Raw genomic sequence first — 20,800 nt, 5'->3', positions numbered from 1 at the left:
CGTCAGGCCGCCCGGCGCGGCACCATGCGCTCGCTCGTCAGGGCGTCCTGTGCGCCCGAGACGCCCGCCTCGGTGTATTCCGCATCCTCGTTCACGCACCACGGATCGTAGCGGCGCTCTCCGGCGAGGATGTTCTCCACCGTGAGCATCGCGGTCATCATCGCGTGGTCCTGGTTGTTGTACTTGTGCATGCCGTTGCGCCCGACGAGGTGCAGGCTCGGATAGGCGTGTTCGAGGTCCCGCCGGATGGTGGCGACGTGTGCCTTGTAGTCCTCGTCGTAGACCGGATAGGCCTTGGGCTGGCGCACGACGCAGGCGTCGACCACGTCCTCGGAGCGGATCAGCCCGATCTGTCCGATCTCGCGCTTGGCGAGGGCGATCAGGTCGGCATCGGACTGCGCCCAGAGTCCGTCGCCCTCGAAGCAGAAATACTCCAGGCCGAGGCAGGTATGCGCCGCGTCGGGCACCATCTCGGGCGACCACGAGCGGAAGTTCTGCACGCGCCCGACCTGCACGGAGGGATCGTGGATGTAGATCCAGTTGTCGGGGAAATTCCGGTCCGAGCGCGCGATCAGCGCCACGGTGAGGAAGTCGCGGTACTGCAGGGCGCGGGCCTGGAAGGTGCTGATCGGCGCCGGCGACAGCGATCCGACGAGCTCGCGCAGCGGCGCGGAGGAGATGACGTTGCGCGCCGTGAAGGTCTCGCGCGTGCCGTCGGCGGCCTTGGCCGTCACGGTCCAGAGGCCGGTCCGGGCCTCGTAATGCAGGCCGTCCACGCCCCGGTCGAGGCGCAGCGTTCCGCCCTGGGCCACCACCTTCGCGGCGGCCGCCTCCCACATCATGCCCGGCCCCTTGCGGGGATAGCGGAAGGACTCGATCAGCGTCTTGATCACGGGCTCGCCGGCGCGCGGCGCCTTGCGCAGGCCGAGGGAGCGAACCAGCGCGTCGCGGATCGCGGCCCCGAGATCGAGCCCGTTGATGCGCTGGGCCGCCCAGTCCGCCGAGATGGCGTCGCAGGACATGCCCCAGACCTTCTCCGTGTAGGTCTTGAAGAAGATCGAGAACAGGCGCTCGCCGAAGCGGTTGCGGACCCAGTCGTGGAAGCTCTTGGGCTCCGCGATGGGACGGGCGCGCGCGTAGAGGTAGGAGGCGACGCAGGCCGTACTCTCGAGGATGCCGAGGTTGCGCAGGGCCTCGAAGGCCTTGAGCGGATAGGCGTAGTACTTGCCCTTGTAGAAGATCCGCGACAGGCGCGGCCGCTCGATGAAATCGTCCGGCAGGAGCTCGTCCCAGAGCTCGACCACGGCCTTCGACTTCGAGAAGAAGCGGTGGCCGCCGATGTCGAACAGGTAGCCGTTATGCGCGACCGTGCGGCTGATGCCGCCGACCTGGGCCGGATCCTTCTCCAGGACCGTCACCGAGCGCCCGGCCTTCGACAGCAGATACGCGGCGGTCAGGCCGGCGGGTCCCGCCCCGATCACGAGCGTTTCCGAGTGGTGGCTCATCGGGCAGGACCGTCAAGTTAACCGAAGGACGAAACACCCCCGAGGTAGCGCGGGAGTGGTTAAGGAAGCCCTGTCCGCGCCGGTGGCCGAGGCGTCCCGCCCGCCGGCCCAGGGCCCTCGGGATCCGACGCGCCGTCGCCGTCCCGCAGCGTGCGGCGGCCCTCCCGCCCGTCGACCCGGCGCCCCATATGCGGTGGGTCCTCCCGCCGCTCGGAACCGCCTTGCTCAAGATCGCCGCCCTCGCCTTCGTCCTCCTCTACCTCGCGCCCATCGCGATCTCCGCCGCCCTCTACGCCAGCCAGACCCGCGGGGACTGGCGCTCCGCCGACCGGTCCAGCACCGGCCTCCTGCCGCCGGCCGCGACCCACCCGGGGGCGATCGTCCGGATCTTCTCGGCCCGGACGGTGAGCTGGCGCGGCATCATCGCCACCCATAGCTGGATCGTGGTCAAGGATGCGGGGGCGTCCGCCTACCAGCGCTTCGACTACACGGCCTGGGGCCAGCCCATCTGGATCGACCGCTTCGTGCCCGACGGGCGCTGGTTCGGGAGCGTGCCCGACACCATCGTGGCGGCCGACGGTGCGGCCGCGGAAGCCATGATCCCGCGTATCCGGGAGACGATCCGAACCTACCGCTACGCGCAGCCAGGGGATTACACGGTGTGGCCGGGCCCGAACTCGAACACCTTCGTGGCCGCCGTGATGAGCGCGGTGCCGGAGATGGCGGCGAGCCTGCCGGCCACCGCGATCGGCAAGGACTTTCCCTACGATGGCCGCTGGATCGGCCTGACCCCATCGCGAACCGGCCTGCGGCTTAACCTCGGCGGCTATGTCGGGTTGACGGTGGGTTGGGTCGAAGGCCTCGAGGTGAACCTGCTCGGTGCCGTGGCGGGCCTCGATCTGCGGCGTCCGGCTCTCAAGCTCCCCGCCCTCGGGCGCGTGGGGTGGTGACGGGCTCGGCCCCCACCGTCCTGCATCGAACCATCCGCCCGATCGACCGTTTCCTGGCAGCAGGAGGTGCGCTCATGACCGTCGTGGCTTCGAACAAGATCTGGCTGGAGGGCAGTACCGCGCGGACCGATGGGCTACCGGTCTCCGCCAATCCCTATCCGGCCGGATCGCAGGAGAGCGCAGACTGGCTGGAGGGCTACACCACCGTCGAGGCCGAGCAACTCGTCGCCAGTCCGGATGCCGGGGAGAACCTGTAGGCCGGGCTGGGACGGGTGATCCGCGCTAGTGCATGCGGCTCGCCTTGACCGTTCCGGTCGTCACCGGCTCCGCCAGGGCGGCGGCGAAGGGGTTCAGCCCCCGCTGGTCGACCACGCTGGCCGAGTACAACGATAGCGCCGCCAACAAACCAATCCCCAGCGTGGCCTTCAGAACCGTCCAGAGGCGGCCGGTAGCGGAGTGCATGGTTTCATCCCTGACGTGGCGTTCAGGCTGCTTCGGCCGGGTTCGTGGCACCATGATGGCCGTCTACGGGAAAGCGCCGTCCCTAGGGGGAGATGATGGCCGAGGGCGCGGTCGGTTTCGGGTGTCGCGGATGGCCGTGGTGGCCATGGGACACCGTCCCGATCAGTCCCAGTACGGCGACGGCGGCGAGGATGCGAGGCATCCCGATCAACGTGCGTCGCCGGAACCGGATCCATGGCGGCGCCGCTGGTCGCTCCGGGCTCGGTCGCTCTCGCGAACGACGTTCGCGCCTGGGCAGGCGTGCACCGACGGCGATCCGGTCCCGTCCCTGCGCCATGCGGCCGGTTCGAGCCATACGGGGCAAGGACGGGCCGAGTTCAAGACCCGGGAACGGGCCGAACCCTGCGACTCCTTGCTTGGCATCGGCAAGGAACGCCCGTGGCTGCGAGGCATTCTCTGCTCACATCCAGACAGCCGTGGCATACCAACGGGTTCCCCGAATGCGCAACCATATCACGCCGGACCATTGTGCCCTGCCGGGGCCGTCGATCGAGGCGGGTCCGGGCTCCAGTGCCGCCCTCGGCACCCAGCGGCTCGAGCGACTTCACGACGAGCGGGGCGGGGATGTGACCGGCCCACCGCCCAGGCCGCCCGGTGCCGGCGTTTCGCCGACCTCGGACTTCGAAGGCTTCGGCTCGTTCTCCTGAGCCACCCCACCCCAGACCGCGTTCCCGACGTGATCGCTCTCCCCTGACAGGATTTTTACGATGACCACCCTGACCCATCTCGATGCCACCCCGCTGCAGACCACGAACGATGTCCGCAAGGCCGACGCCAATCGGACCGGGCTGGACAGCACGTCGATGAACCGCGAACACCGTGTCGGAAACACCGTCGACCAGGTGGATCAGGTCAGCAGCGTGACCCTGCTCGGCTTTGCGGTGGCCGGTTCGATCGTGATGCTCGCCGCCCATTGGCTGGTGGGCTGAACCTCCGGGGCGACCGGAGGTCGCCGATCGCTTGTAGCCCCATGGTGAGTACCGATGACATGGACGGACCGATGACCCGCACCTTTCTCACCCGCGCCGCCCTGGCGCTCGCCCTGTCGGCCTCGCCCCTGGCGGGCGCCGCCCGAGCGGAGTCGCTCGCACCCACCGGTGGCGCGGGAAACACCGGGGTGACCACCCCGTCCATGGCGCCGGGCGCCGCGCCGCGGGCCAGCGACGCCGGGGGGCGCCCCGCGCCGAACGTCGTGGGCAATCCGAGCCCGAATTCTATTCCCGGAAGCAGCCCGGGCCTGAACATCGGCGGCACGCCGACCAGCGGACCGCCCGGGACCGGTGGCGCAGCGGGCGGTCCGTCGATCGGCAATCAGTAGCGGGGCAAGCCGCCGGTCCGGGGGCGATGCCCCTGACGCCAACCCCCGGCTGCCGGCGATCGGAGAGGTCGTGAGGAAGGCACCGGGGCAGCCGGTCTACTGGGAGAGCCACCATCCGGCCTGCGGCGTTCGCACAACCGCCGGATGAATCCGGCTCCGCCGTTCGTCTACCTCAGGCCTCCCGAGATCCGGGGGCCGCAGCCTTGACACCCGCGCGGTTCACGCCGTGGCGGGTGTTTTTTGCGACACCGCCACGAATCGTCCCGTGCAACGGGTTTTGGCCGGATCGACCGACCGGACAGGGCGTCCGCGCGGCGCAGGAGTGGCGGGCTGTGCTTCGACAAACGCGACAACGCCGATCGCGATCCAGCGACCGGTCTTATCGGCAGGATTTGCGATGCCCAGCACAGGGCTGTCTTCCGACGGCTCTTCGGGTCTCGTCTCGAAGGGCCGATGTAAACGTGAGAAGATCTTCATGGGCGACCGCGAAGGTCTTTTCTGCGGAGGCCGATCCGAACGGCCAGTCGCCCGAAGGCGCGTCCGCACTGGTCATGCCGCCGGCGCGATGCACGTCCTCTCCTGTGCCGACAGCCGCTGACGCGAGGCGTCGAAGGCCTTCCGCGGCCTTGCGAAAACTCCGAGGCGTTTTTCGCGCTCTGTTGCCGGATTGTTGCTGCGAATCGCCTGCTCTTCGTGTCGTGTTCCTGCGTTGAGGTCGACGCCCGATCAACCGTTGGGCCTCATCGCGCCCGCCCGGCTCCGGCCGCGGCGGGTTTTCCTTTGCGGGTTTTCCTCGCCAGGTTTTCCTGGGCGGGTCTCGATGGGAACGACGGAGCGGGCGGACTGTTGCCCTGGTGACCTCGCAACCAGGACCTCCCATGATCAGAACTGCCGCCCTCGCTCTCGGCGCCTCCCTCTTCAGCTTGTCCGCCCTGGCCCAGCCCGCCACGGCCCCCGGGGCCGCCCCCGGTCAACCGCGCGGCGCCGTGGTTCAGGGCCAGCCGAACACCACCGGCAACGACTCCAGCGTGTCCGTCTCACGGGGTGCGACCGGGGCCGAGACGGCGACCACGGACTCGGCCGCGGGCGGAAATGCCGGCAAGCCCGAGCAGGCCGTTCCCAACAGCAGTGCCGGTGGCCGCTGACACCGGACGGTCTTCAGCGGGAGCCGTCTTCCGCAAGACATGATCTTGGCAAGATCTGCTCTTGGCAGATCTGCTCTTGACAGGTCTGCTCCTGGCAAGACTAGAACGAGCGACCCGCTCGGCTCACGCCGCGGCGGGTTCTTCTTGTCCGCGGGCAAGGCTTTGACGCCAAGCTCCCCCATCGTCGTTGGCCAAGCTCACCCATCGTCGATGGCGATGTCGAACGCCATGCCGCGACTGGGACCCTGGTCGGCGTAGTCGACGAGGACGTAGCCGCGCTCGCGCAGGGCGGCGTCGAGAGCGTCCCGGTGCTTTCGGAACGTCTGACCGATCGCCAGCGGCGTCAGGCGCGGATTGCCCTGACGAAGCTGGTCGACGCCGATGCTCAAGGGCGCGCCCTCGCGATCGGCGATGCGGATGAGGGCGGATGCCAGATCCGCGGCCTTGGTCTCGGCTGCCGATTTCGCCTTGAATGCCATGATGGGATCCTCGTCTCGTCTCGTCCGCGATGGGGCTGGCCCGAGCGGGTCCCGCCGCGTCCCAGCCTCTCCATCACCCGAGTCATCGATCGGGGGCCTGCGCCCTTCGGACCCTCTGGCATGGGAGGCGGTCCACGCCGAGCACCCGTATCGGCACCGGGCCGCATCCCGGCTCAGATCGTGTTCCGCATTCGTTCTAGCAGATGCGCGGTCGGGATGCACGGGCGAACCGGTCTTCCTGGCAGGTTCGGCGCACCGGACAGAGCCGCCTCCGCGGCGGCGGCAGAGCCGAACGAGGATCAGGGAGCGCGAAGATCCTCGGCCCCCTACAACCAGGCTATAGTATCCGGATCACAAGGACGTGTTTCGCGCCAACGAACTTAACGCATGATAAGATCTGGCTCCGATCAGGGTCACGTCAAGCAGAGGTAACGCGGCGTTCACTGAAGCTCTTGACGAAGACCTAAGGCCTTCTGGGCTTAATGCGATGCATGATGCTTACCCTCGTCGCGCTTCTGGAAAGCCAGGCTATCCTCTCCGTCCTGGCCGCAGCGACGATCTGCACCCTGAGCGCTTGGCTGACGCTTCACCTGCTCCGGAACGCCGAAGCCGCGCCGGCGATCCGGCGCGGGCGATGGCTGGCGGGCACGGCCCTCGCGGCCGGTCTCGGAGTCTGGACCACGCATTTCCTCGGCATGCTCGGATACCGGACCGACGTCATCCTGGGTTTCCACTCCGGTACCACCATCGCGTCCGCCCTGATCGCGGTGGCGGCGGTGGGCGTGCCCTTCGCGCTCTCGGCCCTGCCGAAGGGCCGTCTGGCCCGGGGCCTCCTGGGTGCGGTGGCGGGGCTGGGCATCGGCGCGATGCACATCACCGGTATGTCCGCCCTCGAAGGCTGCACACAGAGCCAGTCGGGCACGGCCAACGCCTTGGCGTACCTGCTGGGGGCGGTGGTGATGGCGGGGGTTCGCCTCCTGCCGGGGCGACGGCCCTTCGCTGCGATCGCCTGCGCGCTCATCGTCCTGGCGGTGTGCGGAACACACTTCACCTCCCTGGCCGGGACGGTGCTGGAGGGGCAGTCCACCGCGGCGCTCGGCCCGAACATCCAGGTCGCGCTGAGCATCCTGACCGCTGCCGGCGCGGCGATCCTGATCACCGGTGCCTTCATCGCCCTGGCGGCGACCCGCCGCTTCGAGGCCCAGGAACAGGCCCACCTGAACGTCCTGGCGACGGCGCTCCAGAACATGTCCAACGGCCTCCTGAAGATCTCGTCCGCGGGAACCATCGAGCTCTACAACCAGCGCCTTCTCGCCATGCTCGGCCTCGCTCCGGACGCCGTCCGGGTCGGGATGCCTCTCGCGGACTTTCTCCAGGCCACGGGGAATGCCAACGGATGGGATGCCGAGCGCATCGCCCGTGTGGTGGGCAACCACTGGCTCTGGATGGGCAGCGACGGGGAGACCCGGGTCGAGCACCTCTTCGACGACGGCCGGATCCTGTCGATCGCCTGCCAGCCCGTCGCCGACGGGGCCGTCCTGACCTACGACGACGTGACCCGGGACCGGCGCGCCCAGGCGGAGATCTCGCAACTGGCCTATCACGACCCCCTCACGGGTCTGTGCAACCGGCGCGCGCTCAACGAACGGATGCGCGCCGCGTATCAGGCCGAGGCCCGATCCACCCTGCTCCTGCTCGATCTCGACCGGTTCAAATTCGTCAACGACACCTTCGGCCACGCGATCGGGGACCAGTTGCTCGTCGCGGTGGCGGGCCGGCTGCGCGCGCTGATCGGCGAGGCGGACTTCATCGCCCGGCACGGCGGCGACGAGCTCGCGATCCTCACGCCAGGCGATGCGACCACGGCCAAGGCCCTGGCGGACCGGATCGTGGCGGAGATCGAGAGGCCCTACACCCTCGCGAGCATGACCGTGGTCGTCGGCTGCAGCATCGGCGTGTGCAGCGTCGACGACAGCACCAGCCCCAGCGACCTGATGCAGCGGGCCGACATCGCCCTGTACGAAGCCAAGCGCCGGGGCCGCGGGCTGGCGGTCGGCTACCAGCCCGGGATGATCGAGGCGATCGCCGCCCGCGGGCATCTCGAGAACGACCTGCGCGGCGCGCTCGCCCTGCGGCAGTTCTACCTCGTCTATCAGCCGATCCTGTCGCTCATGAGCGACCGGATCGTCTCCTGCGAAGCCTTGATCCGCTGGAACCATCCGCACCGCGGACTGGTCTCGCCGGATGAGTTCATCCCCCTCGCGGAGGAGAACGGGCTGATCGTCTCGATCGGGCAATGGGTGCTGGACCAGGCCTGCCGGGAGGCCGCGACCTGGCCGGACGAGCGGCATCTGGCCGTCAACGTGTCCGCGGTCCAGCTCCGTTCGCCCCTCCTGCTGGCGCACGTCTCCGAGGCCCTGGCCCGGAGCGGCCTGCCCGCGAGCCGGCTCGAGCTCGAACTGACGGAAACGGCGCTCGTCGAGGACGGGCCGCAGATCGCCCATACCCTGGGCGCCCTGCGCCGGCTCGGCATCAAGATCGCGATGGACGATTTCGGGACGGGCTACTCCTCCCTCGCCCACCTGCGCGACCTTCCCCTCGACCGGATCAAGATCGATCGCAGCTTCGTCGCCGCGGCCCTGAACGACCGCCAATCCCTGGCGGTGATCAAGGCGGTGACGCAGATGGGCCGGGACATGAACATCCCGACCCTGGCGGAGGGCGTGGAGAGCCGCGAGCAACTCGATCTCCTCCGGGCGATCGGCTGCGACGCGGTCCAGGGCTACCTGATCGGCCGGCCCGCCCATCCCCAGGCGCTCGCCTACCCGGAGAGCGGCATCCGGGCGGCGTAGGCGCCGGACCGCCCGGCAGCCCGCCTCGGCCGGCCGCCGGTGAAGGCGGTGCAACCGCCCGGGGGCTGAACCTCCGGGCGTCCGGTGGTGTGAATGTTAACCCAATCTGGGTGATCGATCGGGTGGCGGCGCGCGGTCGGGACCTGTCCGGATCATCACGCGTTCGGGGGCGTCTTCCGCCCGTTCAGGTAGAGCGATGCAGAACGATTCACGGCTGTTCAGCCTGCCCCGCTGGCGCGTGACACGGTGGCTGACCGATGCGGGCCACGACGTCCCCGACGAGATCCGCAAGGCCCTCGTGGCGAGCCTGTTCGGGACGCTGCCGATCTTCGCCGGGGGTGTCCTGAACACCCTCGCGGTCTCGGCGCTCGTGGCGTGGCGGATGCCGCAGAAGCCGTTCCTGCTCTGGTGTGTGCTGGAGTGCGGCATCTGCCTCACCCGCCTCCTGGTGCTCGTCATCGCGCAGCGGGCCGCCGCCGCGCGCCGCAGGACCCCGACCGACCTCTACATCCTGCTCGGCCTCGCCTGGGCCGCGAGCGTCGGCTACGGCACCTTCATCAGCCTGACCAGCGGCGACTGGGTCGTGGCGACTCTGGCCTGCCTCTCCGCGGCGGCCATGGTCGGGGGCATCTCGTTCCGCAACTTCGGTGCGCCGCGGCTGGCGGGGGCGATGATCGTCCTGACGCTCGGCTCCTGCTGCCTCGCCGCGCCCTTCACCGGGGAGCCGCTCCTCCTCATCACATTCCTGCAGATCCCGTTCTACCTCGCCAGCATGAGCGCGGCCGGGTTTCGCCTGAACCGGATGCTGGTGGCCACCATGCAGGCCGAGCGCGACCATGCGTTCCGGGCCCGGCACGACAGCCTGACCGGCCTTCTGAACCGCGCCGGACTGGCGGACGCGATCGCGGCGCGGCGCGATGATCTCGCAGCCCTGCTGTATCTCGACCTCGATGGCTTCAAGGCCATCAACGACACGCATGGCCACGCCGCGGGGGATCAGCTGCTCCAGGCCGTCGCGGAGCGCCTGCGGACCAGCGCGCGGCCGCAGGATGTGGTCGCGCGCATCGGCGGCGACGAGTTCGTCGTCCTCACCGATGTCCTGGCGCCCGCGGCGCTGATCGCGTTCAGCGACCGGATCGTGGCGCAGATCTCCGTTCCCTTCGCCCTGGATCCCGCCCGGACGGTGCAGGTCGGGGTCAGTATCGGGATCGCGCTGGCGCCCGAGCATGGCACCGACCTGGCGGGCCTGCTCTCCGCAGCCGACGCGGCGCTCTATGCCGCCAAGGCCCTGGGCAAGAGCCGCAGCGCCCTCGCACCCCTGCGCGCGGCGGCCTGACCCGACGTCCAAGCAAGCGGTCGGGTCGATCCGACTGCAGGGCCGGGCGACAATCCCTCAGGGCCGCGTGGCAAAGACCCAGTGACAAGCACCGGGTGAGCCCGGCGCCGGAGCGGGCGGGGCGCATCCGTGTCGGTGACCGCGCCCGGCGCGGCGTCGCTGGGCCGGCCGCGGATCGGTTTCCGCCGAGCTTGCGTTACCGTCCATCGCGACGGACCGGGCGGCACTGGCCTGGTTCCCCGATGGCGGCACCTGGGAAAGAGAACGAACCATGGGAACGATCGCGGCAACGCTGGCGACCATCGCGGCGTCCACCTATTCCGACACCCTCGCCGGACTTCCCGCGGGCTTCTCGCCCCTCACGGCCCCAGGGCTCACGAACGGCGCTTACGCCAACCAGAACGCGTACGGGGCGGCGGTGACTGGCACGTTCGGCAATCAAGCCGTCGTCGTCCTGAGCTTCCGGGGGAGCGACGACCGGCAGGATTGGATCAACAACCTGCGCGATATCAACGCCGACTATACCAAGTTCTCCCCGCTGATATCCGCCGTCGACAGCTATGCGTCGCAGCACGACGCCACGGTGATGGTCACGGGACACAGTCTCGGCGGCGCCTTGACCCAGGTCTTCATGGCCAATCATCCGGACACCGGAGACGTGGTCTATCAGGCCGCGACCTTCGGCTCTCCCGGCGCCCTGATCGCATCCGCCGCGGATGACCGCATCGTGAACTACGAGATCGCCGACGACCCGGTGCCTTATCTGGGGATGTACCGGGCCGAGATCGGGCAGACGGCCAGCGCCGACCCGATCTATGCCGGCACCGTGTCCGTGGGACTGTCCACCGCGATCGGGGACGGGGTCACGCCCCAGGACGTGGCGGCCTCCATCCCGAGCCTGACCGCCGACTACGTCAATCGCGGCACCACGGACTACCTCCCGGGGATCAACGGGACCCAGACCACCCTGACATCGTCGCAGTTCCTCGATGCGGGCAAATTCCTGAACACCTTCGTGACCTACGGCGCCGAGCACGACGTCTCCGTGTATGTCGCCCGCAGCGGCACCGCATCCGTGCCGGATCCGGTGATCCGGAGCGCCGCGGCCACGACCGACCAGCCCGATCCGGTGTATCGCTTCTACGACACCAAGACCGGCGATCATTTCTACACCACCAGCGCGGCGGAGAAGGCACAGATCCAGGCCACGCTCCCGGGCTTCACCTTCGAGGGTACGCCGTGGTCCGTCCCGGACGAGAGCGCCGCCACCCACGACGTCTTCCGCTTCTACGATACGAAGACGGGGACCCACTTCTTCACCGACAGCGTGAACGAGCGCGACACCATCCGGGCGAGTCTCCCGAACTACACCTACGAGGGCGTCGCGTTCGAGGCCTACAACGATGCGAACGGCGCGGGGCACATCACCCTGGAGCGCTTCTACAACACGCAGACCGGCCTGCATCACTTTGCGGGCAATGCCGAGGAAGCCGCCGGCATCGTTCAGGGGGCTGCGGGCCCGGGCTGGGTCGACGAGGGCAAGGCTTTCACCGTGCACGTCCCGACGGACGGCCTGCTGCACGCCTGAGCCATCGTCCGTTCCGGCATCCTCGGTCCCGACCGACGCGATGCCGGCGCTCTGGCAGGCCGCAGGGGCGGCGTGACGGTCATCGGGAAGCCCCGGCCTACCTTCATCCGGCGGCTCACGTACGAAGGCCGTGGATCTCGATCGCCTGACGATCGCGGGGCGAGCGGGTGGCTTTGCGCCGCTCGGCTCTGCTGATCTGATGACGACCGCTGGCGCAAGCGCTTGGCGGCCCGATGACGGGGGCGGCCGGAGGCCGTCGGCGTATGTCTGCCCGTGTTCGATCACGACAGGGGCGTGCGCGAGTGTGGAGAATACCACGCCGTTGCGAAACGCGTTTCGCCGCGTCCCGTCGCGGCACCCGCAGGCGCCTTTTGCCGAGGACGACCCGGCGCGGTGGAGCGGGTCTCCGAGCCGACCGCCGCGATCGCGGCGCCGACGGATCCGGTGATCGACGCGGGCCGACAGCCTGTCCGGGACAGGGCTCGACGGGTCCGGGGCGGGGCACGACGCCACGCCGAGCCTAGCCCGGATGGGCGAGCGCAAGAGGATCAGCCCGCCGCCGAATCGGAACGCCGCGGCGGTCGGGTCGGCCATGAGCGTGTCGATCACGCCGACCCTGTCCGCCTCGAGGATGGCGTCCCGACTTCGACGTTCGCCGGTCGTTCGGGTCTCATCCGGAACACTTGCGCGCCGCCGATCGAAGAAGCCCGGGACATTCTCGGGCTCCGGCTGCGCCATCATCCGCTCGACTCACTTGCGTAATCGGACCGCTCGCATGCGGTGTGGGCGCGTGTTGCAATATCCAGTAAGGATAATTCATGTTCCGCGCGGAAGGGGATTGATAATTCTACTGCCTTCGGTAGCTTCGATTTGATCAGAGACTCAAATTCAATCGGCGCCGGCCGGCGAACCATCCCATCCGAGCTTCAGAACATGAACGAGAACGTCAGCGGTCCCAACAGTCCGGCCGTAACTTCCCCCGCGATCGAAGATCTATTTGTCGCAAAAATTATCGTCTGCTTCGAGTCCTTGGCGGGCTTTTTTGCTCTGATGACGTCTTCAGGCGAGTGGAAGGACGTGACGTCTTATTCCCCGAAGCTGTTGATCGACGGCACGACATCTGATGCGGGTGAAGCGCTGATGCGCCGTCGGGATGGGGCGGCTTGGCAGTACAGGCGCCAAACCGAGGACGAGGCTCTGGAGATCATGAGCCGCGATGCTTGGTAGCGGATCGCTCTCAGCTCACGTCAGCGCCCGCATCTGCACTTCCAAGACCGGCGCCATGGCCGTTCTCCGATGATCGCCTTTGGCCATCTGCCTGATGCGTCGCGGACGGAGTCCAGGCTCTCGCTCGCGGATCCGATCGCGGACGCGCGCGCTTCGGGGAGGCTGGCCCGGGCGCCGGCAATCGTTGCGGGCCGGCAATCGATGCGGGCCAGGCGTGGCAGGCAAGCGAGGGGGAGGGCGGCGATGGCTCGAACGGCACTTCTCAGCGCGCCCGTGGACACCTTCGCACGGCGCTTTCGTAAGCCGAGTTGAAACGGGACTTGAGCGTTTCAACCCGGCTCAGAAAAAGTGGTGCCGGTTGCGGGACTTGAACTCGCGACCTACCGCTTACAAGGCGGTTGCTCTACCAGCTGAGCTAAACCGGCGTGCCGTCTTGCGCTACCAGTGCCGTTGGCCCCGCGCAAGCCCGCGTGGCGTTCCGGTGCCGGATCGTCGGGCGTCAGGCGGCGCGATCGTCGAGGCGGCGGGTATCGGCGAAGATGCGGCCGTCCGGGAAGCGGTAGCGGATGGTCTCCGTGAGGCGTCCCTGAGCGCGGACATCGATGGCGGCCGGGCAGGTGAGCTGGTCCTGCACCGCCATGGCTTCGACCGCCGTCATCGGGACGTCGCGATCCCCGCCGAGCTGGCGCCACCACTGGACCGCCTTCTCGCGCGGGTAACCGACCTGCCCGAGGCCGACCACGATCCGGTGCTGCCGGCCGTCGCGGAGATGGAACGTGACCGCGAGGTCTTCCGCGGAACCGGAGCCGGCGCGGCTGGCGAAGGTCCAGCCGGCGACGGCCTGCCAGGCCGATTCGGCGCGGACGGGCATCGGCCGGGAAAGGATCGGATGGGCGTCGTCGGCGGAGGCCTCGTGGCTCGGGTCGCCCATGTCCGCCTCGGGCTCGACCCAGCAGGCCTCGCAGGTGCTGGCATTGAGGGCAATCAGCGCGCCGCAGCCCGGGCAGGGCTTCGCCCGGATCTCGCCCTCGCGGCCACGAATCGCGGCGGCGCTGCGCGCGGTGACGATGTCGACCGGGCCGTGCATGCGGACGAGGCCGGCATAGTCGAGGATCAGGGCATCCGCCTTGTCCGGGGCCCGGCGCAGGGCGCGACCGACCTGCTGCACGTAGAGCCCGGTGCTCTGGGTCGGCCGCAGCAGGGCGACGAGGTCGACCTCCGGCACGTTGAAGCCGGTGGCGAGGACGCCGACGGAGGTCAGGCAGCGGATCCGGCCCTCGCGGAACGCCCGGACGATGCGGTCCCGTGCCCGCTTGGGCGTCTCGCCCGAGAGGGTCTCGCAGGTGTGGCCCTCGGCCCGGATCGCGTCGCGCACCGCCGTGGCGTGGGCGACGCCGGCGCAGAAGACGAGCCAGGCCCGGCGGTCCTGCCCGTAGCCGACCATCTCCTCCACCGCCGCGCGGGTGATCCAGTCCTGGTTGACGGCCGCCTCCAGGGCGCTCGGGATGTAGTCGCCCCCGCGCCGCGGCACGCCCGTGACGTCGAGGGTCGTGGCGGTGGCCTTGGAGATGAGCGGCGCGAGGTAGCCCTGATGGATCAGGTCGCCGACATTGGCCTCGTAGACGATGGCTTCGAAGAGCCGGCCCGGGCCCTCGTCCAGGCGTCCGCTGTCGAGGCGGTAGGGCGTGGCGGTCAGGCCGACCACGCGCAGGTCCGGACGCTCGGCGCGCAGGGCGGCCAGGAAGCGGCCGTAGCGGGTCTCGGCCTCGCGGGGGATGAGATGGGCTTCGTCCACGACCACGAGGTCGAAGGCGTCGAGGTCGCGGGTCCGGTTCCAGATCGACTGGATCCCGCAGAACAGCACCTGCGCGCCGGCATCGCGTCGGCCGAGGCCGGCGGAGTAGATGCCCGCCGGTGCCGCCGGCCAGAGCGCCAGGAGTTCGCGGTGGTTCTGCGCGATGAGTTCGCGGCTGTGGGTGACGACGACGATGCGATGGCGGGGCGCGCGATCGAGGATCTCCCGCACCAGGGCGGCGATCACCAGCGACTTGCCGGCACCGGTGGGCAGAACGATGAGGCCGGGGCCTTCCTGCCGAGCCCAGGACGCGTAGAGGGCGTCGAGGCTGGCGCGCTGATAGGGGCGAAGATCCATCGGCGGCGCTTCTAGCGCCTGTCGCCTCCGGCGTCCGTGGCCAATCTGCCGCGCGCCCGGGCCGTCGCGGCTCCGAGGCCCCCATGGCGCGCCCGGGCCACCATGGTCCCCCACGGCCACGCCCGCCGAGGGGTGTCGTTCGGGTGGGGGGACCGTCCGGGTCCGGACCGGGGACGATTCGACGGTCGGATCGAACCGTGTCGGCGCCGTCGCCCGTCACGCGGGGCAAGTCCGGCGAAGAGGCTCCGCCGGACTCGCCCCTGGGATCGCAGGCCGGACTCAGGCGGCCGCGAGGGCCGCCGCCATCTTCTGCGCGAAGGCGACGGGATCCCGCGGCGTGTCGCCGTCCTGGACCCGGGCGAGATCGAGGAGCGTCCCGGCCGCCTCGGCGATCGCTTCCTGCGCCTCGACCTTGGCGCTGAGCGCGCGGATCAGGGGATGGCGCGGATTGATCTCCAGGACCGGCATGCCGCCACCGCCCCGGCCAGCCCGGCGCAGGAGCCGCTGCATCTGCAGGTCCGGGCCGTGGCCCGAGGCGGAGAGCACCACGGCGCTCTCGACCAGGCGGTCGGTGGCACGCACGTCGGAGACGTCGGGGCCGAGGGCCTCCTTGAGGGCCGCGACCAGGGCCTCGACGGGGGCCGGGGCCTCTTCGCCCTCGGGCGTTTCGCCCACGAACTTCGAGAGGTCGACGGCGCCCTGGGTGACCGAGCGCAGGGGCTTGTCGTCGAAGCGGGCCATGGCCTCGGGCCAGAAGGCGTCGACGTGGTCGGAGAGCAGCAGCACCTCGATGCCGCGGGCGCGGAAGCCCTCGAGCTGGGGCGAGCGCTTCAGGGCGTCGGCATCGTCGGCGACGAGGTAGTAGATCGCCTCCTGCCCGTCCTTCATCCGCGAGACGTACTCGGGCAGGGAGGTCCAGCCCTCGACGGCGGAGGAGTGGAAGCGCAGGAGCGGCGCGATCTCGGCGCGGCGCTCGTGATCCTCGTAGATGCCTTCCTTGAGGACGGGGCCGAAATTCTCCCAGAACGGGCGGTAGCCCTCGGCGTCCTTGGCCCGGGTGGTGAGCTCGGAGAGCACGCGGCCGGTGACGGCGCGGCGGATCTTGGTGAGCACCGGCGTCGCCTGCAGCATCTCGCGGGAGACGTTGAGGGGCAGGTCCTCGGTGTCGACCACGCCCTGGACGAAGCGCAGCCAGGAGGGGAGGAGCTCCGCCTCGTCGGTGATGAACATGCGCCGGACGTGCAGGCGCACCTTGCTGGCGCGCTCGCCCTCCACCGCCTGGAACGGCTTCATGCCGGGCACGAACAGCAGGGCGGAGAATTCCAGCGCGCCTTCCGCGCGCCAGTGCAGCGTCGCCCAGGGCTCGTCGAAGTTCATGCCGACGTGGCGGTAGAACGCGGTGTACTGCTCCGGCGTGACCTCGGATTTGGCCTTGCGCCACAGGGCCGTGCCCTGGTTGGCGTTCTCCTCCTGGCCGTCCTCGCCGCGGATCGCGATCGGCACGGTGATGTGGTCGGCCCATTTGCGCACGACGTGGTCGAGCCGGTAGCTCTCCAGGTACTCGTCGGCATCCGCCTTGAGGTGCAGGACGATGTCGGTGCCGGGCTCCGCACGGGTGGCGGGCTCGAGGGTGTAGCTGCCCTGACCCTCGGAGGCCCAGGTCCAGGCCTCCTCGGAGCCGGCCCGGCGCGAGGTCACGGTGACCCGGTCGGCGACCATGAAGGCGGAGTAGAAGCCGACGCCGAACTGGCCGATCAGGCTCGGCTTGTCCTCGGGCTTGATGTCGGCGGCATTCTTGGCGTCGCCGAGGGCCTGGCTGAAGGCGCGGGTGCCCGAGCGGGCGATGGTGCCGAGGTTCTGGGCCAGCTCCGACTTCGTCATGCCGAGGCCGGCATCGCTGATGGTCAGGGTGCGGGCCGCCTTGTCCGGGACGAGGCGGACCTTGGCATCGGCGGGCAGCGCGGAGGCCTGATCGGTCAGCGCCTCGAAGCGGCGCCGGTCCATGGCGTCGGCGGCGTTGGCCACCAGCTCGCGCAGGAAGATCTCGCGGTCGGAATAGAGGGCATGGACCACGAGGTCCAACAGACGCCCGACCTCGGCACCGAATTCGTGCCGTTCCACGGTGTCGCTCAAGGGAACGCCTCCTGATGTCGAAGAAAGAATGAAGCGTGGGCGATATGCCGTCGCGTTCCGGCGAATTCAATGGCGGCCAAGGTTCGGAAGCGACGGGGCGGGCCGGGCATTCGGGGCGGAGGGGAAGAGGCATGCGCGGCGCGCAAGCCCGATTTCCCGCTGCCGGCGCGCAACCTTCGCGGGTCTCGGGCGTAGCCGTGCCTTCACGACACGAGACGTCCACCCCCAACGATCGCCGGGAGGCCCGAGATGGAACCGATGAAGCCCATGGAACCCATGAAGCCCATGGAGCCGATGAAGGGATCCGATCCCTGGTGGCCACAGGAGCTGGGGCAGCCGTCCACCAGCGGCGGCCAGAACGACATGCGCTACGCGTTCTTCCCCGACAAGCACCGCCTGCTGATCGAGCGGGACGGCAAGCGGACGACCTATGACAGCGGCGATCACCGGATCAGCGGCGTCTCGCAGTCGAACGGACGCGCGCCGACCTTCTCGAGTCAGAACGGCGACGTCGCCGTGGACGACCTCAAGGTCGTCGACTGATCCGGGCTCGCCGCCGGGGCGCGGCCGACGGGCGCGGGACCCGGCGGCCGCGCCGCGCGGGACGCCGGCTTCAGGCCACCGCCCGGGCGGTCTCGCTGTTCCCGCGCGACCAGCGCTCGATCGCCCTGGGGACTTCGGAGGCCGGGCTCGGCTTGGCGAAGAAGTAGCCCTGGCCCTCGTCGCAGCCCTCGCTGCGCAGGCGATCGAACTGCGCCTCCGTCTCGATTCCCTCGGCGGTGGTGCGCATGCCGAGGCTGAGGCCGAGGCCGATCACGGCCCGGACGATGAGCCCGGAATCCGTCTTGTTGGTGATGTCGCGGACGAAGGACTGGTCGATCTTGATCTTGTCGAAGGGGAAGCTGCGCAGGTAGCTCAGGGACGAGTAGCCGGTGCCGAAATCGTCCATGGCGATCCGCACGCCCAGGCGGCGCAGGGCATAGAGCGTCGCCAGGGTCGCGAGGTTGTCCTTGAGGAGCACCGATTCGGTGATCTCGAGTTCGAGCCGTCCCGGCGGCAGGCGGCTCTGCGTCAGGGCTTGGCGGACGGCCTCGACGATGACTTCGTCGCGGAACTGCACCGCCGAGACGTTCACCGCGACCTTCAGGCCGTCGGGCCAGCGCATCGCCTCGGTGCAGGCGGTGGTGAGGCACCAGGCGCCGAGCGGCACGATGAGACCGATCTCCTCGGCGACCGCGATGAATTCGCCCGGCGGAACGAGGCCGCGCACGGGGTGGCGCCAGCGTACCAGGGCCTCGAAGCCGCCGATGCGCCGGGCGCGGAAGTCGTAGATCGGCTGGTAGTGCAGCTCGAATTCCTGGCGCGCCAGGGCTTCGCGCAGGTCGAGTTCGAGGGCGCGACGGGCCTGGAGGCTGACATCCATCTCCGCCTCGAAGAAGCGCCAGGTTCCGCGCCCGTCCGCCTTGGCGCGGTAGAGCGCGACGTCGGCATTCTTGAGGAGCTTGTCGCAGGTGGTGCCGTCGCCGGGCGCGAAGCAGATGCCGATGCTGACGCCGACGCTCGCGCGGTGGCCGTCGAGGTCGTAGGGCGCGCTGACCACCTCGACGATCCGCCGGGCCAGCACGGCGGCTTCCTGGGGCTGCTCGGCCTGTGACAGGATGATCGCGAACTCGTCGCCGCCGAGGCGGGCGACGGTGTCGACCTCGCGGACGCAGGCACGCAGGCGGTCCGCGACCGCGCGCAGCAAGGCGTCGCCGACGGGGTGGCCGAGGGTGTCGTTGACTTCCTTGAAGCGGTCGAGGTCGAGGCAGAGCACCGCGAACGGGCTGCCGCGTCCGAGATGGGCGACCGCTTCCTCGATCCGCTCGCCGAACATCGCCCGGTTCGGCAGGCCCGTGAGCACGTCGTGCCGGGCCATGAAGGCGATGCGGGCATCCGCTTCGCGGCGCTCGGTGACGTCCTCGTAGGTCGCCACGAGGCCGCCGCCCCGCACCGCCTTGTGCGAGACCGCGACCACGCGCCCGTCGCCGAGGTGGAGGAAGTCGGAATCGACCGCGCCGCCGCTGGCGGTCTCGGCCTGGGCCAGCGCGAAGGCATCGGGCTCGGGCTGCGGGTAGTCGCCGCGCGCGGCGCTGAGCCCCGCGACGTCGCGATAGGACAGGCCGAGGGGAAGCTGCCCGGGCGCGAGGCCGAAGATCTCGCAGTAGCGCCGGTTCACGACGGTGAGGCAGCCGTCGGCGTCGAAGAGGCAGAGGCCCTGGGACATGTTGTCGAGGGCGGTGTCGAGGCGCAGGTTGGTGGCCTGCAGGATGGATTCCTGCTCCTTCAGCAGCGTGATGTCGCTGCAGACCGCGATGAAGCCGCCCGTGCGCGTGGCGCTCCGGCTGACCCGAAGCCAGCGGCCGTCGCCGAGGCGCAGCTCGCTGCGCTCGTCGGTCGTGGCGAGGAGCGCCTGGGCCAGGCTGCCCGGACCGGTCTCGCCCGCCGCGAGGGCGGCGATCGTGGCGCCCGCGGGCCGGGCGCCGGCGGCGAATCCGAGGTAGTCTTCGGCCTGGCTGTTGGTGAGGCTGATCCGCCCGGCCTCGTCCACGACCACGATTCCCTCCCGGGAGGTCTCCAGGGCATCGGCGAGGCGGTCCTCGGCGGAGATCCGCTGCGCGACCTCCTTCTCCATCGCGTGGCGGATGTTGTCGCGCATGGTGCCCATGGCCGACAGAAGCGTGCCGACCTCATCGGCCCCGCCGGCCGGCATCGTGCCGCTGAGGTCGCCGCCCGCGATGCGGGTGGCGGCCTGCGAGGCATCGGCGAGCGGCCCCATGATGCGGCGGGCCAGGCAGAAGGCGACGGTGCCGGAGAGCAGCACGGCGATCAGGGTGCCGAGGAGGTTGAGCCGGGTCTCGCGGGCCACGATGGCGCGGGCCTGCTGGCGATAGATGAAGCCGTCGCCGGCCGTATAGTTGATGAACAGATCGAAGTTTTCCTCCGCCACCGCCGCGTGCCGGTCGAGCTCCGCATAGGCGGCCTCGCTCCGGCCGAAATCGGTGATCCTGGCACGGGCCTCCGTCCACGCGGAGACCGCGCGCTCGGCCGCCTGCGCCGCGCGGGTCGCCCGCTCCGACTGGGCGCGCTCCACGGCGATCTCGAGATCCTCGGCGAGGAGGCGCTGCAGGCTGGCGAGGCGCTCGTCGAGGCTGGTGCGGGCCGACGGATCGGTGACCATCCAGCGCCGCGCCTCGGCCGTGCGCATGCCGGCGAAGTCGGTGGCGGCGGCCCGGGCATAATTGATGGACATCAGCGACCGGTCGAAGGTCTGGCTGACGAGTTCGTCGGCGCGGCGGATGCTCGACGCCGCGGAAAGCCCGAGCGCCCCCGTGATGGCGCTCATCACGAGGAACGCGATCACGATCCGCCCCCGGATCGTGCCGAGCATCGCGGCGACGGCGTCCATCAGGCGCCGGCCGGGACGCGCCCGCGATGTCATCGGGTCTTCGGGCGATGTCATTCAGCCTTGTCCCGTCCCACCACCGCAGCAGGATGGCCGAAAGACGTTAAGGCTATCTTGAGATCGGGCCGGCAGGTTATCCGCTTAACCG

The 20,800-nt window shown here is 69.8% G+C and carries 18 protein-coding genes and 1 tRNA gene; 11 read left to right on the top strand and 8 right to left on the bottom strand.

Features of this window, described 5'->3' with window-relative positions; genetic code table 11:
• Positions 1-2: 2 nt before the first annotated feature.
• Complete coding sequence (locus AC0IY1_RS02035; RefSeq protein WP_055947064.1) at positions 3-1,505, bottom strand: NAD(P)/FAD-dependent oxidoreductase; 1,503 nt, start codon at positions 1,503-1,505, stop codon at positions 3-5.
• Positions 1,506-1,693: 188 nt separating this feature from the next.
• Between AC0IY1_RS02035 and AC0IY1_RS02030 the strand changes: the two genes are divergently transcribed.
• Positions 1,694-2,455 (top strand): DUF3750 domain-containing protein, encoded by a 762-nt coding sequence (locus AC0IY1_RS02030; protein WP_471767300.1) that lies wholly within the window; start codon positions 1,694-1,696, stop codon positions 2,453-2,455.
• 74 nt (positions 2,456-2,529) lie between these two features.
• The gene (locus AC0IY1_RS02025; protein WP_055947067.1) at positions 2,530-2,712 is read left to right on the top strand and encodes a hypothetical protein; all 183 of its coding nucleotides are present in this window, start codon (positions 2,530-2,532) and stop codon (positions 2,710-2,712) included.
• Positions 2,713-2,737: 25 nt separating this feature from the next.
• Here AC0IY1_RS02025 and AC0IY1_RS02020 read toward each other — a convergent pair whose 3' ends face one another.
• Entirely contained in the window at positions 2,738-2,917 is a 180-nt protein-coding gene (locus tag AC0IY1_RS02020) for a hypothetical protein (protein WP_055947068.1), read from the bottom strand.
• A gap of 500 nt (positions 2,918-3,417) precedes the next feature.
• Here AC0IY1_RS02020 and AC0IY1_RS02015 point away from each other — a divergent pair, with 500 nt between their 5' ends.
• From AC0IY1_RS02015 to AC0IY1_RS02005, 3 genes are all read left to right on the top strand, one after another.
• Entirely contained in the window at positions 3,418-3,624 is a 207-nt protein-coding gene (locus AC0IY1_RS02015; protein ID WP_103708240.1) for a hypothetical protein, read from the top strand.
• A gap of 60 nt (positions 3,625-3,684) precedes the next feature.
• The gene (locus AC0IY1_RS02010; protein WP_055947070.1) at positions 3,685-3,906 is read left to right on the top strand and encodes a hypothetical protein; all 222 of its coding nucleotides are present in this window, start codon (positions 3,685-3,687) and stop codon (positions 3,904-3,906) included.
• A 71-nt stretch (positions 3,907-3,977) separates the two neighbouring features.
• Positions 3,978-4,295 (top strand): hypothetical protein, encoded by a 318-nt coding sequence (locus tag AC0IY1_RS02005; protein ID WP_055948705.1) that lies wholly within the window; start codon positions 3,978-3,980, stop codon positions 4,293-4,295.
• 219 nt (positions 4,296-4,514) lie between these two features.
• Here the strand turns inward: AC0IY1_RS02005 and AC0IY1_RS02000 are convergent, their stop codons facing one another.
• On the bottom strand, positions 4,515-4,772 hold the full coding sequence (locus AC0IY1_RS02000) for a hypothetical protein (protein WP_471767296.1): 258 nt from the start codon (positions 4,770-4,772) through the stop codon (positions 4,515-4,517).
• A 401-nt stretch (positions 4,773-5,173) separates the two neighbouring features.
• Here AC0IY1_RS02000 and AC0IY1_RS01995 point away from each other — a divergent pair, with 401 nt between their 5' ends.
• A complete protein-coding gene (locus AC0IY1_RS01995; RefSeq protein WP_471767294.1) occupies positions 5,174-5,440 on the top strand; it encodes a hypothetical protein in 267 nt (88 codons plus the stop codon).
• 197 nt (positions 5,441-5,637) lie between these two features.
• Here AC0IY1_RS01995 and AC0IY1_RS01990 read toward each other — a convergent pair whose 3' ends face one another.
• On the bottom strand, positions 5,638-5,919 hold the full coding sequence (locus AC0IY1_RS01990; protein WP_471767292.1) for an adenylosuccinate synthase: 282 nt from the start codon (positions 5,917-5,919) through the stop codon (positions 5,638-5,640).
• Positions 5,920-6,410: 491 nt separating this feature from the next.
• Between AC0IY1_RS01990 and AC0IY1_RS01985 the strand changes: the two genes are divergently transcribed.
• From AC0IY1_RS01985 to AC0IY1_RS01970, 4 genes are all read left to right on the top strand, one after another.
• Entirely contained in the window at positions 6,411-8,771 is a 2,361-nt protein-coding gene (locus AC0IY1_RS01985; RefSeq protein WP_471767289.1) for an EAL domain-containing protein, read from the top strand.
• 196 nt (positions 8,772-8,967) lie between these two features.
• Positions 8,968-10,107, top strand: coding sequence for a GGDEF domain-containing protein (locus AC0IY1_RS01980; protein WP_103708244.1), 1,140 nt, complete (start codon positions 8,968-8,970; stop codon positions 10,105-10,107).
• 271 nt (positions 10,108-10,378) lie between these two features.
• A complete protein-coding gene (locus AC0IY1_RS01975; protein WP_471767286.1) occupies positions 10,379-11,695 on the top strand; it encodes a Tle-like phospholipase domain-containing protein in 1,317 nt (438 codons plus the stop codon).
• A 933-nt stretch (positions 11,696-12,628) separates the two neighbouring features.
• Complete coding sequence (locus AC0IY1_RS01970) at positions 12,629-12,922, top strand: hypothetical protein (RefSeq protein WP_471767284.1); 294 nt, start codon at positions 12,629-12,631, stop codon at positions 12,920-12,922.
• Between the two features lie 349 nt (positions 12,923-13,271).
• On the opposite strand, the gene AC0IY1_RS01965 is transcribed toward AC0IY1_RS01970, so the two are convergent.
• The 3 genes from AC0IY1_RS01965 to htpG all read right to left on the bottom strand — a co-directional run bounded on the left by AC0IY1_RS01965 (position 13,272) and on the right by htpG (position 17,207).
• A tRNA-Thr gene (locus AC0IY1_RS01965) sits at positions 13,272-13,347 on the bottom strand.
• 74 nt (positions 13,348-13,421) lie between these two features.
• Positions 13,422-15,074, bottom strand: coding sequence for a DEAD/DEAH box helicase (locus AC0IY1_RS01960; protein ID WP_471767282.1), 1,653 nt, complete (start codon positions 15,072-15,074; stop codon positions 13,422-13,424).
• 279 nt (positions 15,075-15,353) lie between these two features.
• On the bottom strand, positions 15,354-17,207 hold the full coding sequence (gene htpG, locus AC0IY1_RS01955) for a molecular chaperone HtpG (protein WP_471767279.1): 1,854 nt from the start codon (positions 17,205-17,207) through the stop codon (positions 15,354-15,356).
• Positions 17,208-17,465: 258 nt separating this feature from the next.
• Here htpG and AC0IY1_RS01950 point away from each other — a divergent pair, with 258 nt between their 5' ends.
• Positions 17,466-17,750: a hypothetical protein gene (locus tag AC0IY1_RS01950; RefSeq protein ID WP_471767276.1), complete on the top strand. Its 285-nt coding sequence runs from the start codon at positions 17,466-17,468 to the stop codon at positions 17,748-17,750.
• A gap of 70 nt (positions 17,751-17,820) precedes the next feature.
• Here the strand turns inward: AC0IY1_RS01950 and AC0IY1_RS01945 are convergent, their stop codons facing one another.
• A complete protein-coding gene (locus tag AC0IY1_RS01945; RefSeq protein WP_245435891.1) occupies positions 17,821-20,709 on the bottom strand; it encodes an EAL domain-containing protein in 2,889 nt (962 codons plus the stop codon).
• Positions 20,710-20,800: the final 91 nt, after the last annotated feature.

The sequence above is a fragment of the Methylobacterium sp. AC690 genome, assembly GCF_979256535.1.
Note: the sequence above shows the minus strand (reverse complement) of the source record. Positions and strands in the feature narration are given on the sequence as shown.